The sequence below is a fragment of the Mobilisporobacter senegalensis genome (genome assembly GCF_003752155.1).
GTDB lineage: Bacteria > Bacillota > Clostridia > Lachnospirales > Lachnospiraceae > Mobilisporobacter > Mobilisporobacter senegalensis.
This window is the reverse complement of record NZ_RJVG01000011.1, coordinates 68,984-85,652: the sequence shown is the minus strand read 5'-3', so window position 1 is coordinate 85,652 and position 16,669 is coordinate 68,984. Positions and strand designations below refer to the sequence as shown.

Annotated in this window: 14 protein-coding genes; all 14 read right to left on the bottom strand. The window is 35.8% G+C overall.

Annotated features, from left to right (window positions below; translation table 11 throughout):
* Positions 1–44 precede the first annotated feature (44 nt).
* The gene (locus tag EDD66_RS15335; RefSeq protein ID WP_123610458.1) at positions 45–698 is read right to left on the bottom strand and encodes a YesL family protein; all 654 of its coding nucleotides are present in this window, start codon (positions 696–698) and stop codon (positions 45–47) included.
* Positions 699–721: 23 nt separating this feature from the next.
* On the bottom strand, positions 722–1,969 hold the full coding sequence (locus EDD66_RS15330) for a DUF1015 domain-containing protein (RefSeq protein WP_123610457.1): 1,248 nt from the start codon (positions 1,967–1,969) through the stop codon (positions 722–724).
* Between the two features lie 18 nt (positions 1,970–1,987).
* A complete protein-coding gene (locus EDD66_RS15325; RefSeq protein ID WP_123610456.1) occupies positions 1,988–3,367 on the bottom strand; it encodes an aminopeptidase in 1,380 nt (459 codons plus the stop codon).
* A 181-nt stretch (positions 3,368–3,548) separates the two neighbouring features.
* Positions 3,549–4,496, bottom strand: a complete 948-nt coding sequence (manA, locus tag EDD66_RS15320; RefSeq protein ID WP_123610489.1) for a mannose-6-phosphate isomerase, class I — start codon at positions 4,494–4,496, stop codon at positions 3,549–3,551.
* A 4-nt stretch (positions 4,497–4,500) separates the two neighbouring features.
* Complete coding sequence (locus EDD66_RS15315) at positions 4,501–5,649, bottom strand: class II fructose-bisphosphate aldolase (RefSeq protein ID WP_123610455.1); 1,149 nt, start codon at positions 5,647–5,649, stop codon at positions 4,501–4,503.
* Between the two features lie 90 nt (positions 5,650–5,739).
* Positions 5,740–6,561, bottom strand: a complete 822-nt coding sequence (locus tag EDD66_RS15310; protein WP_123610454.1) for a 6-phosphogluconolactonase — start codon at positions 6,559–6,561, stop codon at positions 5,740–5,742.
* A 20-nt stretch (positions 6,562–6,581) separates the two neighbouring features.
* Positions 6,582–7,256, bottom strand: a complete 675-nt coding sequence (locus EDD66_RS15305) for a response regulator transcription factor (protein ID WP_123610453.1) — start codon at positions 7,254–7,256, stop codon at positions 6,582–6,584.
* A 14-nt stretch (positions 7,257–7,270) separates the two neighbouring features.
* Positions 7,271–8,767 carry a sensor histidine kinase gene (locus EDD66_RS15300; RefSeq protein ID WP_123610452.1) on the bottom strand — a complete coding sequence of 499 codons (1,497 nt, stop codon included), beginning with the start codon at positions 8,765–8,767 and terminating at the stop codon, positions 7,271–7,273.
* A gap of 100 nt (positions 8,768–8,867) precedes the next feature.
* Positions 8,868–9,920, bottom strand: coding sequence for an ABC transporter substrate-binding protein (locus tag EDD66_RS15295; protein ID WP_123610451.1), 1,053 nt, complete (start codon positions 9,918–9,920; stop codon positions 8,868–8,870).
* Positions 9,921–9,985: 65 nt separating this feature from the next.
* The gene (locus tag EDD66_RS15290) at positions 9,986–10,777 is read right to left on the bottom strand and encodes an ABC transporter ATP-binding protein (protein ID WP_123610450.1); all 792 of its coding nucleotides are present in this window, start codon (positions 10,775–10,777) and stop codon (positions 9,986–9,988) included.
* The gene (locus EDD66_RS15285; RefSeq protein WP_123610449.1) at positions 10,753–11,562 is read right to left on the bottom strand and encodes an ABC transporter permease; all 810 of its coding nucleotides are present in this window, start codon (positions 11,560–11,562) and stop codon (positions 10,753–10,755) included. Before EDD66_RS15285 ends, EDD66_RS15290 begins: the two co-directional genes overlap by 25 nt.
* Before the next feature lie 146 nt (positions 11,563–11,708).
* Positions 11,709–12,860: an N-acetylglucosamine-6-phosphate deacetylase gene (gene nagA, locus EDD66_RS15280; RefSeq protein WP_123610488.1), complete on the bottom strand. Its 1,152-nt coding sequence runs from the start codon at positions 12,858–12,860 to the stop codon at positions 11,709–11,711.
* Between the two features lie 59 nt (positions 12,861–12,919).
* Positions 12,920–15,037, bottom strand: coding sequence for a methyl-accepting chemotaxis protein (locus tag EDD66_RS15275; protein ID WP_123610448.1), 2,118 nt, complete (start codon positions 15,035–15,037; stop codon positions 12,920–12,922).
* 160 nt (positions 15,038–15,197) lie between these two features.
* Positions 15,198–16,649, bottom strand: a complete 1,452-nt coding sequence (locus tag EDD66_RS15270) for a lactate racemase domain-containing protein (RefSeq protein ID WP_123610447.1) — start codon at positions 16,647–16,649, stop codon at positions 15,198–15,200.
* Positions 16,650–16,669 lie beyond the last annotated feature (20 nt).

Sequence of the window (16,669 nt, the reverse complement as noted above, 5' to 3'; positions counted from 1 at the left end):
ACCAGGGTATTGTAACATTTTTCCAAAATCATGACAAGAGTAATTTAATCAAGATACCATTGATCCAATTTTGATTCTCCAAATTCGCTTTCATCCTGTTTTGGTATATATTTCTTAAATACTCTCTCTAATAAGAAGGAAGAAACATATAGACAGAGTGCAGGTGCAAATAAAATTAATATTATGGTCAGATAAGAAGCCAATCCAAATATTACGGCTAATAATACGAGTAATATTGTAGACGGCAAATGTTTGATAGATAAGAAAAATGAAGTCTTAAACAATTGCCATACACCTAATTGGAACCTTGAAAGTACAGGGAATAAATACAATGTCGTTATTAATATTAATATTGCTGCACTACGATAGGTATAATAAAGGACAACTCCCATCGTTCCTTCCATTTGCTGTGTTATTTGATTATTTACATAAAGAATCAAACTAAATAATAATATAAATATCCATGAAATAGTACCTATTTTAAAATTCTCTTTAAATGAGCGGAAAAACTCTTTCATTAAATAACCGCGATTCTTACGTATTACTTTAACGATCGTATAGTAAAGTGCTGTTGTTGCAGATCCTATTGTAATGACCGGAATGCAGCAGATAATATATACTAAACTAAGGACCATGATATCAAATAATTTTCCCAGGAATGTAAAGATTGGATTGTCCAGGTTAAAGAAACTACTCATATATTTTAATCTCCTTATTTCTTTTATTCATCAGATAGTTTGTGTATGAAAATTCCACTTCTAAGTTTTGGTTCAAACCATGTTGATTTAGGAGGCATCAATTTACCTTCATCTGCAACAGTAAATAGTTCCTGAATCGATGTCGGATACATAGAAAAAGCCACCGCCATATTCTCATTCACTCTTTTTTCTAATTCACTCAATCCCCTGATTCCACCAATAAAATCAATTCTTTTATCCGTACGGGGATCTTGAATATTAAGGATTGGTCTTAATATGTAATCTTGAAGTAATGAAACATCAAGGCTTTTTACTGAATCCTCAATCCTTCTTAAAGATTCCTTCGCTGTAAGTTTATACCAATTACCCCCCAGATACATTCCAAAGTTCGCCTTTTCATCTGGTAAAAAAGACTTCTTACCCAGAAATTCCATTTCAAAATCAACCTTTACTTTATCAGTAAATTCATTAACAGTAAGTCCGTTCAGATCTGTTACTGCCCTGTTGTAAGACATGATCATGAGCTGGTCATCCGGAAAGAGTACCGACAAAAAGAAGTTGAATTCTTCTTCTCCTATATAATCTTTATTTTCACTTCTTCTTTTTAATCCCACTTTCACTGCAGATGCTGCTCTATGATGGCCATCTGCTATGTAAATACTATCCATCTTTGCAAAGGTATCATATACGGTATCCATTTGCTCTTTCTTATTTATCTTCCATACATTATGACAAACACCATCTACTGCTTTAAAACTATATAATGGCTGTTCTTTTTTCACTTCGGCTACCACATTACTGATTATCTGATTCCTGCGATATGCAAGAAAAATTGGACCTGTATGGGCATTTGTCCGATCCACATGATGAATGCGGTCCATTTCCTTCTCTTCTCTTGTATTCTCATGTTTTTTGATTATATTATCCAGATAATCATCGATAGAAGAACAGGCAGCAATGCCCGTTTGAGAACGTCCATCCATAATTAGTTCGTAGATATAATAGCCTGCTTCCTGATCATTTATAAAGATTCCTTCTTCGAGCATTGCTTCCAATGTCTCTTTCGCTTTATCATATACTTTTTCATCATAGGTATCTACACTATCGTCAAACTGTATTTCAGGCCGATCTATTTTTATAAAAGATAAAGGCTCTTTTAGAAATTCAGCTTTTGCCTCCATACGATCATATACATCGTATGGAAGAGCTGCTACTCTGTGAACCACCTTAGCATCCGGCCTGATACATGGAAATGGTTTTATTGTTGCCATCTTTTGTTCCTCCCAGCTTTAAGCTTCAATAAGAAATGCACTATATCCATTCATAGTTTCATAAACATCAATTTTACTTATTACTTCCCAAGGCGCATGCATATTCTGTACAGGTACACCACAGTCAATTACCTCCATGCCGTATTCTGCCAGAATATATGCGATTGTACCACCGCCGCCCTGATCTACTTTACCAAGCTCAGCCGTTTGATAAGTTACATTATGCTTCTCAAGGATATTTCTTAATTCTGCCATAAATTCAGGATTGGCATCATTGCATCCTGCCTTTCCTCTGGCACCTGTATACTTATTAAATACCAGTCCTTTTCCCATATAAGCAGAATTCTTCTTTTCATTTACCATTGCATAGTTTGGATCAAAAGCAGCACTTACATCTGAAGAGAGCATCTTAGAATTCTTTAGAGTTCTTCTTAGTTTAAGTTCAGAATAATCACCAACAAGGTTAATGATTTCAGCAACTGTATTCTCAAAAAATCTTGATTTCATGCCAGTTGCTCCCATACTTCCCACTTCTTCCTTATCTACTAATAAGCAGACACAGGTTCTGTCTGTACTGTCTAATTTAAGCATTGCAGCTAAGGATGTATAGGCGCAGACTCTGTCATCATGACCATATCCCATGACCATACTCCTATCAAGTCCGAAGTCTCTGGCTTTTCCAGCCGGAACTACTTCTAGTTCCGCAGAGATGAAATCATCATCTTCAATATCATACTCCTTTTTTAATATATCAAGGATATTATGTTTTACCTTATCTTTTTCTTTCTCTTTTAGCGGCATACTGCCAAATAATACATTTAAGTCTTCTCCTTCTACCACTTTACTTGCCTTCTTGTCCATCTGTTCTCCTGCGAGATGAACTAAAAGATCAGAGATACCAAATACCGGATCATCCTCTTTTTCTCCAATGACAATATTTATTTTGGTACCATCTTTTTTCACCACGACCCCATGAATGGCTAATGGAAGTGTTACCCATTGATACTTCTTGATTCCGCCATAATAATGGGTATCTAAAAGTGCTAAATCTGTATCTTCATATAGTGGATTCTGTTTAATATCCAGCCTTGGTGAATCCACATGAGCACCTAAAATCTTAAGTCCTTCCTCCATAGGTCTTTCACCAATTAAGAATAGTGCGATTCCTTTATCCATGTTATTTGCATAGACTTTATCTCCCGGTTTTAGACTGATCCCATTCTTAATATAATCCTCTAAATCCTTATAACCATTTTCCTCTGCCATTTCAATTGCTTCTAAAACACATTCTCTTTCCGTTTTACATTTAGAAATATATTCTTTATATGCCTCATTAAGTTCAAATACTTTTTTTAATTCCTTATGATCATATTTTTCCCATGCTGTTTTCTCTTTCATATAACCCTCCAATTTATTTTTCTTAATTATATTATATATATTGTAATATGTTTTACATCTATATTCAAGTTATTCTCATTTATCTTAGCTTGGAAAAATAATTTGATCACAGGTTCCAGATAGATGCATACACAAAAAGCGGCAAGATAAAATGCCGCTTTTTAATGTAGTGAAAATCTCACTATTTATTGATTCCCGAAATGATAATTGATAGCTTTCCTTCCAGTGTATAATCTTTCAAACCATTTGGTATGATGAAGTGATCACCTTTTTTAATTGGTATATGATTGATCGTACCTTTCCCTTCTGACACACTCATAATCAGAAATGGATTTGTATTATGAAAGATCTGTATTCCGTCCATATCTATTTTGTCAACAAAATAATAATCACATTCTACAAGCCCTTCTTTGAAACAGCCCGGTCCTCTAGTTGTCATTCTTTCTGATTTTCTTTCTACATATGGAGTTTTTATAACATCAATGCTTTTCTCAATATGCAACTCTCTGGGTACACCATTGCTTAAACGGTCAAAATCATATAAACGATATGTAATGTCACTGCTTTGCTGTGTCTCCAGAATTAAAATACCTGCTGTAATTGCATGTACTGTTCCCGGATCAATTTGAAAGAAATCACCTTTTTTAACAGGAATCCTTCTAATAAGGCGGTTCCATTCTTTCTTATGGATCATCTCAATTAATTCTTCTTTATCTCTGGCATTGTGACCAATGATAATTTCAGCATTCTCATTGCAGTCTAATACATACCAGCACTCTGCTTTTCCCAGTGATCCATTCTCATGTATTCCGGCATAATTATCATCCGGATGGACCTGAATCGCTAAATCCTCTTTTGCATCAATGATTTTAATGAGTAGAGGGAATCTGTCTCCCTTTACATTGCCGAATAATTCTCTATGATCCTTCCATAGAGTGCTTAAGAACTCACCTTTATAGGTACCATTTCCAATGGTACAGTCACCATTCTCATGAGCACTCACTGCCCAGCATTCGCCTGTTCTTTCACTGGGAGTATCATAATGGAATTCTGTGGCTAGGCGGTTTCCACCCCATATCTGCTCTAAAAAGACAGGGTTTAAAAATAATATTTCTTTTTCTCCATTCATAACATTACTTTTTATACCTTTCAATCATATCTTCTAACGTTGCACATTCAATGAGAGGAGCCTTGCCAACAGATCCAAAATCAACGATTAAAGTTCCTATGACTTCTTTTACACCTTTTTCTACACATTGGATGATACCGGCAACATCATCATCCGGAATTGTACCATACATTACAGTGTCCATAATTGGAATTAAGAAAGCTCTCGGATCGATTTGATTTTTCTTTTCCTCTAATAACTGATAGATTCCACCAATGGAAGCACTTTCCCTTTTGGATGGATTATATTGAAAGAATTCTTTCAGATTTCTGGTCACAGCAAGACGAATATCGGTATCCACATTGATCTTTCCAATGCCGCATTCAATGGCTTTCTTTAATTCGCTGACAGCAATACCATCTGCATTTTTAATTTCACCGCCTAAACCATTGATTTCATCAACAATATATTTCGGTACAGTAGAAGAACCATGAGAGACCAAGACACCAAATATTTTCTCATGTTTTAAGCATTCTTTAATTGCAATTACAATTTCTCTTCTTAGTTTTACATTCTTGCCTTTTACCGCACCATGCATTGTACCATAGGAGATTGCAAGAGCATCTACCTGGGTCTTGCGGAAGAATTCAACCGCATCAAGAGGATTGGTATAGGTAGACGCTTCAGAGAACACATGATCCTCCACACCGGCAAGAACACCAAGTTCTCCTTCCACAGAAACTCCTCTTGCATGTGCATATTTGACTACTTCTCTTGTTAATTCAATATTTTCATTAAAAGGCAGGGAAGAACCATCAATCATAACAGAAGTATAACCACCGTCAATTGCCGCTTTTACAGAGTCGAAATCTCTTCCGTGATCAAGATGCAGCACAATGGGTATGGGTGAATTTTCTCCAAATTTTCTAACTGCATCTCCAATGTTTTTTGCACCTTTTCTTTTATCTTCTAAAGTAGAATTTAAGAAGTCTGTTCTTCCTCCCATGAACCCATTTGCTAAATCTGCACCCTGTAGTATAGCCGCGGAACGGAACATCTCGTGAACTTCAATTGCTGCTTTCACCTGAGCTACAGCATTTACATTAAAAGCTCCAAATGCGAAATTATATTTTTCTGTTGCCTCTAATAAAGGTCTTAATGGAATAACTGGCATATTTTTGCTTCCTTTCTTTTAAGTGGTATATAAACACCACCTTCAGCCGGTCGACGCCAGACTGGATAAAGTGTGATTTTTGTGTAATTATCAATCTTTCAGATTCGCAATGAATTCTGAAAATTTAATATTGATATCCTTATGCCCCTGTAATAAGGATACCGGAAAATGTGCAGATTTTTCACCGTATGCAGCCTGACGGACTACAGCACGATGCCAATCTCTAAAACAGCCTAATCTGATTTTTCTAGCATTACTGATTTCATTTATACCAACTGTTACGCAGTATTTTGGCATAGCATCCAGTGCACCATTTAAATCACCAATAGAGTTTACTGCACGGGTTTCTTCTGCAATCTCTAAAACCCTGGTTTTTAGTTGGAGGAATTCTTCACCTGATAATTCTTCCATTGGTTCATTAAATGCAACATGGCCATTGATCCCAATCCCTCCAAAAGCAATATCCACTCCTCCCAGTTTCTCGATAAGTTCAGGAATGTATGAAGTGTTTTCAGGATCCGGGAAGATTCTTTGTTCCTGGGACATAACAAGCTCTGGTTTGATTTTTGAATATACATTTCTGTCCATAAATCCTCTGAAACTTAATTTATGATCTTTATCAATCCATTCTTTCTTATCGTCTAAATATTCATCCATGTTGATAAACCAAACATTCTTTAAACTTATGTTATTCTCATTTACCATATGAACAAAATATGGATATTGTCCAACCGGACCCACAGGACAGATAAATACCGTTGTTTCATTCAGGGAATTCTTTCTTTCAATTTCATCCACCATTTCTTTAGCCATGGATTGAAAGATTGACTGGTTATCTTCCATCACTATTAATGGAATTTTAGGGTTACTAAGCAATTCTTTTTTATTATAAGTATAAAATTCCTGTATCATACTTTGATCTCCTTCTTGTATTAGAAAAGGTGGCTCAGATTAAGTTCTCTTATGATTTTAACGATTTCTTTTGTTCTGGAACAACCAAATTTACGTAAGAGACTTTTTATCTGTGTCTTCACAGTGACGACCTCCACACAGCGCTCTTTTGCAATTTCCGTCACCTTCAGATCTCTTAAAAGCAGCCGGACTAATTCCCTTTCCGCACTGGTCAATTGTGATATATTATTAATAAAGAATAAAAGACTCTTTTCAGATTCCTGTAATCTTCTATATTCCTGTAACAGTATTTCCTGGACCTTTCCTTTCATGACCGGTTTATCTTCATAAGCGCTTCGTATGTGATATATTAATTCTTCTTCAGAAACTCCTTTTACAACATAATCCACTGCTCCCGTTGCCATTGCAGTGATCACGATATCTTTTGTTTCATGAGCAGTGAGGAAAATAATCTTAGCATCTTTTTTTTCATCTCTAATACGTTCCGTTGCTGTAATTCCTGCCATAAGATTTTCCATCTCAATGTCCATTAATATGATATCAAATTCTGTCTGCAAGGCTAATTTTACAATATCTTGTCCACTTAACCCAGTTCCTACAACCTTCATATCTGATTGTCTATTAATTGTTTCTGATAAATCTTCCACTAAAATTTGAAAATCATCAGCAATTAGAATTCTAATATAATCTGCCAAAATAACTCCTTTCCCTACTCCATATACTTAGGAAGCAGTATATAAAAACTACTGCCTTTTCCTTCTTTGCTTTCATAACGAAGGCTTCCAAAGTGTCCTTTTGCAATGGCTCTTACATAATACAATCCCATTCCCCAATTATAGTTGGAGTTCTTACTTGAATAGAAAGGTTCGAACATCTTTTTCATGACTTTATCATTAATGCCCGTGCCATTGTCCCTTATTTCAATTACTGTATATAATCTTTCATTGTGTATAATTAAGGAAACTTTGCCTTCATCACCCCGATTAGCCTCCGTCACCGCATCCTGGGCATTTACAAGGAGATTATAGACGGCCTCGCATAAATGTGTCTTATCTGCTAAAATTGTGGCTTTCGTTCTTAATTCAATTTCTATATGTTTGTCCGGATACTTGTTATGAAAGCGTTCAATCGCACATTTAACGATTTCTTCTACCAGAACCGGTACTAAATAGATTGAATTAGACTTTACGGAACGATATAGTTCATCAAGCCTCGTAAGCATAATTTCATTTTGTTCTGACAAGGTATTGATATACTCTCTTAATTGATTTATATCTACGGTATCTTTCTCATATACCTGTTGTATCCTTTTATGAATCACCCTGTTGGCAAGCAGCTGGTTTTTTATACTATGAACAAATACAGAAGCGCCAAAACTCACACTGTCAAATTTATTCTTCATTACAAATTCTTCCCGGTTATCCTCAAAATTTCCCTGGGTATATTTAAGAAGACTGGCAAATCCTAATATTCCTGCAATCACATTGCCAACAACAATAGTAATATATGCCTGTATGGAAAGAGTAGAATTCATGTAATATATTCCATTCCTCCATAGGAAGTCATTGGAATAGAATTGGTAAACCTGTGCAGGATCTTGTCCGCAATAAAGTAAATATACAATGGAGATAGAAGTGATAAAAATTATAATCTGAATAAACTGTTTTTTGCAAAACTTCATAGTAATTGAAGATAATTCAATGATCAGTAGGATAAATGCAATTGCAACATAAAGGATGATCCAGTAGGAAGAAGCGCTTATGATCACACTTTGTAAACGAGGTCTGTTTAATGTTAAAATCCGAAAAATCCTTGGATTATACAGAATTAAAGATAATATTGGTAATATTAAAACAGCAGCATTCAGCCACTTTCCTCTCCGAATCCAGGGTATCATAGAATATTTTATTGCCAGCAGCAATAAAAATAACGGAAATAAATATCTTCCCACTGCTATAATCGTTCCTAATAAATCCAGAGTAATTAAAAGATATTGAATTTTGGTCTTTATCTTAAGAGAAAGGAAAAAGAACTCTTGTAATTCTCTTGATATACCACCCTTTTTTGCAATATAGATCAGAATTCCTGTCAATTGTATTGCAAGACTCAGGCACATACCAAGAAGATAGAAAGATTCCTTATTACGTCTCACTATCAAAAGCAATATGGAAGCAATCATAAAAAAAAGCATCAATAATAAAAGCATTTGTCCATCTCCTAAGATAATATTCCATTAGGGCTATCACAGTAAGCGATAGCCCTAATAGTTTAAGAAGTTATATTACTTCACTGACAATTCTATCATATTATTTTGCTGCATCAAGCATATTCTGGAATGATACATAGTCGCTTACTGCAACTTCTTCTGTAACTGCACCGCTGTCAATAAAGTTCTGTTGTTGTGCCTTATAGTATTCTTCCATAGTACCATCTTCAATAGATGAAATTACCTGAGCTGCTGTAGTCCAATCGCCATCATAAATCTGATCTAATACTGCATTTTTATCTAAAGCTGTTTGTTCGGCAACCCATCCGGCAACTTCTTCAGGGTTTTCAGTTCTATAATCCATTGCTTTATAAAGGGCTTTTGTAAATCTTAAAAGAATATCAGGATTTTTCTCAGCATAACCTGGGTTAGATATCCAAGATGCGATAGAAGGAAAAATATCAATAAAGGTTTTATTGTTTGAAAGCATCACTGCTTTATCCCCTAATTCTTTTTTAATTGCAAATGTGTTTGGTGACCAGGTAGCAGCAGCATCCACACTGCCTGAGAGCATAGCTGTTACAATTGCAGATGCGTCCATATCCATGACTTTAACGTCATCTCTGGTTAGACCTGCCTGCTTTAATGTTAAATCTAAAATTGTTTCACTGGTTGTTCCGGATGCCATAGCAATCGTTTTGCCTGCCAGATCTTCAATTTTGGAAACTCCTTTGTCGGTATTTCCAATTACTTCATCTGCATTTCCATAGTGTGATATGGCAAATATGTCAGCTTTACCCTGAATAGCAAGCTTATGTGCACCAGGTCCAATGTAACCAACATCAATACTTCCGGATTCCATTGCAGAAATTATAGTCGGTCCGTCTGCAAATTCAACTAAATTAACTTTAATACCCTGTTCTTCAAAATAACCTTTTTTCATACCTGCTACAACCGTACATAAACTGGCATAATTAGGCATATATGCTACATTTAATGTAATCTCTTCGGCAGCAGCATCATTTGCCGTATCCGTATTTGTTGTTTCTTCTTTTACAGGTGCTGTTTCTGCTTCCTCTTTTTTACCACCACACCCTATTAGCATTGAAGCAGTCATCGTTAATACCAGAGCTAAACTTAATACTTTTTTCATCTTCATTCCTCCTTAAAATGTTTATCTATAATTATAAGCCCCATTTGGTCTTAATAATTATTTCTTTATTTCCTTACTTCCAAGTACTCCTGATATACCTGTCCCCAAATATGATTCTTTAAATCTAAGAATTCTTTTGACATTTTGGTTTCCTGGTTTCTTGGATAAGGAATATCAATATCAACGATTTCTTTAATGCGTCCGGGTCTTGCACTCATTATAATAACCTTTTGTGCTAATATAATGGCTTCATCCACGTCGTGGGTTATGAAGAAGCATGTCTTTTTCTCTTTTTGCCAGGTATCAAGCAGCTCTGATTGAAGTTGTGTTCTTGTTTGTGCATCTAAGGCTCCAAAGGGTTCATCCATTAAAAGTACGGATGGATTCACTGCATAGGCTCTGGCTATTGCAACACGCTGTTTCATACCACCGGATAATTCTTTCGGATAGTGATTTGCAAAATCTTTCAGATCAACCATGTTAATATATTTCATTGCAATATCAGAAGCTTCCTGCCCTTTGATCCCTTGCAGCTTTAAACCAAACTCAACATTTTTCTTAACTGTTAACCATGGGAAAAGTGCATATTGTTGAAAAACAACTCCTCTTTCTGTACCAGTACCTGTTACTTCATGGCCATCACAATAGATTTTACCTGAAGAAGGTTGTGACAATCCAGCAATTATGTTTAGTAATGTTGATTTTCCACATCCGGAAGGACCGACTACACATATAAACTCATTTTCCAGAATATCCAGATTTATTCCATTTAATGCAACCATCTCTCCATTACGTGTATTGAAAATCTTTTTTACATTTTCTATTTTTAATTTTATATTTCTCTCTTCTCTTGCCATCCTGTCAATCTCCTCTCAAGCATTTTAATTAGTTTCTCAATTGTAATACCTATGATACCAATTATGATGATATATAAAAGCATCGGGGCTGATTCAAAAGAATTGTTCAATGCCCTTATCCGCATCCCCAGACCGGCTGTCGCACCTGTGGATTCCGCTGCAATTAATGTTGTTAAAGCTACGGATGCACCTAATCTTACTGCTGTTATAATGAATGGCAATGTTGCTGGTGCGATTACTTTTAAGAAGATATCTTTATCTTTTGCTCCTAAGATTCTGGCTGCTTTAATGAGTGTCTCATCAATATTAATTACACCTTGATAGATTGTAATTGCCATAGTTAAAAAAGTAGCAATAGTGATAACTATAATCTGAGGTTTACGTCCAACACCTGCTGATATAACAATAAGTGGTACATAAGCCAGTGGTGGAATATTTCTTACAAACTGGATCCAAGGTTCGATTATGTTACGCACTGGTCTGTACCAAGCCATTAATATAGCTACTGGAAGGGCAATAATGAATCCAATACCAAAGCCCGATAATACTGAAATCAAGCTGCTGCCGATATCCTTGAAAAAAACTCCTCTTTCTATCATGGTTTGCAGAGATTTTGCTACTACAAGTATATTTGGAAAACTACGTGCAGTTTTGGGGTTGATTGACAACAACCACAAAAGTAACATAGCTGTTGCAAACGAAATAAGCAACCAAACCTTGTTTGGAATTTTAGCACTGATATTGCTGCCTTTCTTTTTTGATTTCGCTGGGGTGTTCGCTTTCATATTTACATTCCTTTCGTCTCTTTATTGAGGTCTTTCATCTCTTTATGCTGTAATTATACTCTGGGATGTAAATATGCATAAGTATGAAGTTTTATCATACTTTTAGTTATATAATCTGTCTAATAGTTCCCCTTATTGATTGTAACTTATTTCATGATCCTTTTTCCCTGTACAAAGGTGGCAATTACATCATTATCTTTATTTAACACTACTAAATCAGCATATTTTCCGACTGATATGGAACCAATCTTATCGTACAGCCCTAACATAGTAGCTGGATTCTTTGTTAATAATACTATGACTTCTTCTAATGGCCGTTTCGTAAATTCCATTAAGTTCTTAAGAGCATTGATTGTGGTAAGGGTACTGCCTGCACGGGCTCCCCCGTTTGCCAGCTTTGCATCACCATCCACAACAACCACATCATTTACACCTAATTTATAATTGCCATCGGGCAATCCTGTTGCCATAATAGAATCGGTAACCGCCACCACCTTATCAATACCTTTTGTCTTGATCAGCAGACGAACTATACCTGGATGCAGATGTCTTCCATCACAGATAGCTTCGCAGTAAATATCTGATTCCAGTACAGCTCCTGCAATTGCCGGAAAATGCTGATGCATTAATTTCATCGCATTAAAAGTATGAGTGGCACTTGTTGCACCATTGTTAATACTTTTCATGGCAATGTCATAATCAGCACCTGAGTGGCCAATTGCTACTACAATTCCTAATTCCTTAAGATCATCGATACAATCTGGAATACCTTCTACCTCAGGAGATACCGTAATATATTTCACATCACCATTGGCCGCTGTCTGATATTCTTTTATTAATTCCATATCTGGTTCTATCAATAGGTGTTCTGGCATGGCTCCTTTATATTCAGGGGCCAGGAAAGGGCCTTCCAGATGAATTCCCATTAATTTTGCACCATTACATTCCTGGTTTTTATGCTTGTTATATTGATCAATGCACCATAGAGTCTGTTCTTTGGTATCTGTTAGAATGGAACATAACCAGGATGTTGTGCCCTGCAAGGCAAAAAAATAGCTGATTTTATCTAAATCCTCTGCCGTTGCTCCATTTACATCCACATTGACAGCACCATGGGTATGAACATCTATAAAGCCCGGTACAATATTTTGTTCATTCACATCAAACACTTCAAAATCTTCTAAATTCCCGGTATCAGAAGTTATCTCTTTAATGATTCCATCTTTAATGATAATATCTGCTTTCTTGAAACTGCCATCCGTATATACATTTCCATTTTTAATGATTAAATGATTCATTGCATCCCTTCTTTCTAAATGATGTATTTTTTTATTACTTACCTTAAACATATATTTCACTAATGTTTCACTCTTGTTCTAAACTGCTCTGCTAATTCATTAAGTAATTGAGCCTGACTGGTTAACTCTTCACTCGCTGCGGAACTTTCTTGTGCTACGGCAGAATTATTCTCAATCACTTCTGATATCTGGTTGACAGCATAGGTTACCTGCTCTAAGGCAGTCGCCTGTTCTTCTGATGCTTTTGCAATACCTTCAATGACATTCTGCATTTCCTTTGTTGAAATCACAATTTCCTTTAAGGAATCTGCTGTTTTATCTGCTATCTGTGTACCATTTTCTACCGCTTCTAAAGAATTTTGTATTAAACGGGCAGTATCTTTTGCAGCTTCAGAACTTTTTGAGGCAAGATTCCGTACCTCATCTGCTACGACAGCAAAACCTTTTCCGGCATCCCCTGCTCTTGCAGCTTCTATTGCAGCATTTAAAGACAATAAATTCGTCTGTTCTGCAATTTCTTCAATTGTTTTGATAATATTCACGATCTGATTGGAGGAATCACTGATTAAATTAATTGCCTGCATCAGATTTTTCATTTGCTGGTTACTCGTCTCCACATGCATACCCACTGATAATGATTTCTCGTTAGCAATTTGAGTGCCGGAAGCGTTATTTTTCACTTTTTCTGCAATATCAGTAATTGTTGCAGTTAATTCTTCTACCGTACTTGCCTGATCAGAAGCTCCCTCTGCCAGACTTTCTGCTGATCTTGCAATTTGTCCTGAGCCATCTGCAACCTGGGCAGCATTTTCTTTTATCTTCAATAATGATTCATTAAAGGAATCTGTAATTTTTCCAATGGATGTCCCCAAAGGAGCAAAATCACCAATATACTCATCCCCTAATATGATACATAGGTTTCCCTCTGCCAGTTCTCCAAGAGAACCGGATATGCTCTGTATAATATTTTTTAATCTTTCAATAGTAATTTTCATTGAATTAAGCAGCAGGGCTGTTTCGTCTTCCACTAAAGGTTCTGGAACCGGAGTATTAAGATCCCCACCGGATAAGAGTTCTAATCGCTTTACTGCCTTTTCTATCGGCAGTGAAATCTGTGCTCCAATCTTTTTACCAAATATATTGGCAAGAGAAATGAATACCACTGCAAATAAAATAGTAATTACAAGTGACAGGTAGAATTCCGTCATAAATTCATTTTTATCCGCATACACCCCTATACTCCACCCATTGGTATTCTCTACTGGAGAATAGGCGATAATTTTAGAGGAATGGTCTACCCTGTATGTATCAAATCCGGTTTTCAGTTCAATCATTGCTCCATTAATCTTAGCTAAACTGCTGTAAGAAGAATCGGATTCTGCTTCCTTGATGGCGTTAAATTTTCCTACTTTAGAATAATCCTGATCTGCAATGGTTGTCCCATATCTGTCTAATAAATATGCAGCACCTGTATCCCCAATATGTATAGAAGATATAATTTCATTTAAAAATGTAGATGATGGGGTGATAGCAAGGACCCCTACAACTTCACTGTCTATAACTCCTCCTTCCCATACCGGAGCTGATATGATAAATCTGGGTTCCCCGGATTCTTCATCAAGAACAGGGTCACTAATATACGCTTTTCCTTTCATAGCTGCCTTGTAATACAGCTGATCTCCTAAATTTTTTTCTTGGGCAATGCTCATACCGGAAGCATCAATAAAATCAATAGAGATAAATTTATATTGTATTGTTTTGGATTCAAGTAAGAATTTTTTCTGAGAAGTGGCAATACTTTCTTTGGATAAACTAGTATTTTTCCCTAATTCTTCTGCAATTCTAAAATATTCTTCCAATTGTGCACTAACTAAAGCTGAAGATAAACGTACTGTTTCTTTCATAGATTCATTTAAAACTCCCATAGAACTGGTATAATTAAGCACAACGGCACTTCCTCCCACAATAATGGTGAGTATCAGTACGATCATCAGTATTGTATTGGATATTTTATGCTGTATGGTATTATCACTTTTTGATTTGAATATTTTTGGCAGTTTTAAAAATACTTTTTTATTGTTTTTGTCTGAGTTTTTCTTTATCCCTTTATTATTTTTCTTTATCTCTTTCTTATTCCTTAGGGTCTTATCGTTCCTTTTCATTTTTATCTTAATCATTTGTACATTCTCCCTCTCTTAATTGATTTATTCTTTGCAATGAATTCATTACTTTCATGCAAATTAATAGAACCAGCACTAGCGGGACGTTTTTCAATTTTAATTTTAGCATTAAAATCGAATTAACTTCCCGCTAGATTTTATTTTATATTATTTTACATTAACCGTGATATACTTCATCTTTCATCGTAAGGTGAACAGATGCCAGTTTATATGTCATAGGTAATGCTAAAATGTTCGGATTTGGTCCTACAAATTTTTTCTTGGCATCTTCCAGGGCTTCTTCAAAAGATGCTCTCGTCTTTAATCCCATTCCTCTTGCAAATCCAGGCTGCTCTGCACCTACAAGGTAGATTGCAGAAGTGTTTTGTTCTGCAAGATGTCCACAGGATATCATGGAGAAGCCATGGAATGGATGGAATGCATTGGTATAGCGATATTTTCTGATATATTCTTCGTTGGTTGCAAAGTATTCTCCAAGTCTGTTCATATCCGGTAATGTATTCATGCCATCTTTTTGGAACATTTCATACATTTCCCTTAGATATGGCCATAATTCATCATGAAAATATCCATTGCATACAGAAGAACAGATAATGACACAATTATCACTCATTATTCTTTTAAAACGAATCACTTGTGCTGATAAAGCCTGCATGAGCATGATCGGATTTGTTCCCATTCCATCTCCATAATGGAAGAATTGTGGCATACCAAATACCAGAACATCATATTTCTTCTCTGCAAATGGTACATAAGTTCTTTTGTCCGCTGTTTTCCATGATATTGACTGCATTTCTTTTGCATAGCCGCTATTAATCTCAATCTGTCTGGATTTTGTATCAAGAACAGCATCGCAGCAGAAGAATTTTTTACCCATACATTTTTCCATATGCTGGCCAATCTCATCAAATTTAGTTCTCATCATGGAATGTCCGCTTACAGGAACAAAATCTTTTCTATGCATAACTTCAGGAACATGATGGGAAGCAATGGATCTCCAATGAGTAATACCGGTTGCACAATGTTTATATCCACCTGAATATCCACCATACGGATTTCCTTGTGTATGTCCTATCAATATGGCAACATCACTATCATACACATATTTATTCATAATAACCGGATCTCCACGATCTGTTACCCCTAAATCTACAAGATGTTCATAATCTTCACTATCATGATTTATGATCTGATGTGTATACCAGAATTCATTAAATATCTCATTTCCTAAAACACCGCGGATTTCTTTCTCTGTATTCTTTCTATGAAGACCGTTGGAGCAGATAAGAAGGATATCTTTTTTCTCAACACCCACACTGTATAATTCCTGTAAGATTAATTTAATGGATATCTTTCGGTGAGCAGTAGGCTGTTCTCCCCCCTTTACCCTATCCGGGAATATAATAGTTACTTTTGACCCCTTTTTTGCCAGTTTGGTCAAAGGTTCCATCCCAATAGGATTACGAATGGATTCCAATGTTTTTTCTACTAATTGGTCTTCTGGAATGCATGCAGGATCTTTTACGGTTTCTCCTGTAATAAAAACATCTGTATTATCTGGCAGGTTCGCATCCATCATGCCATGTCCATACTCAAATGATAATTTCATATTGATTCCTCGCTTTCTTT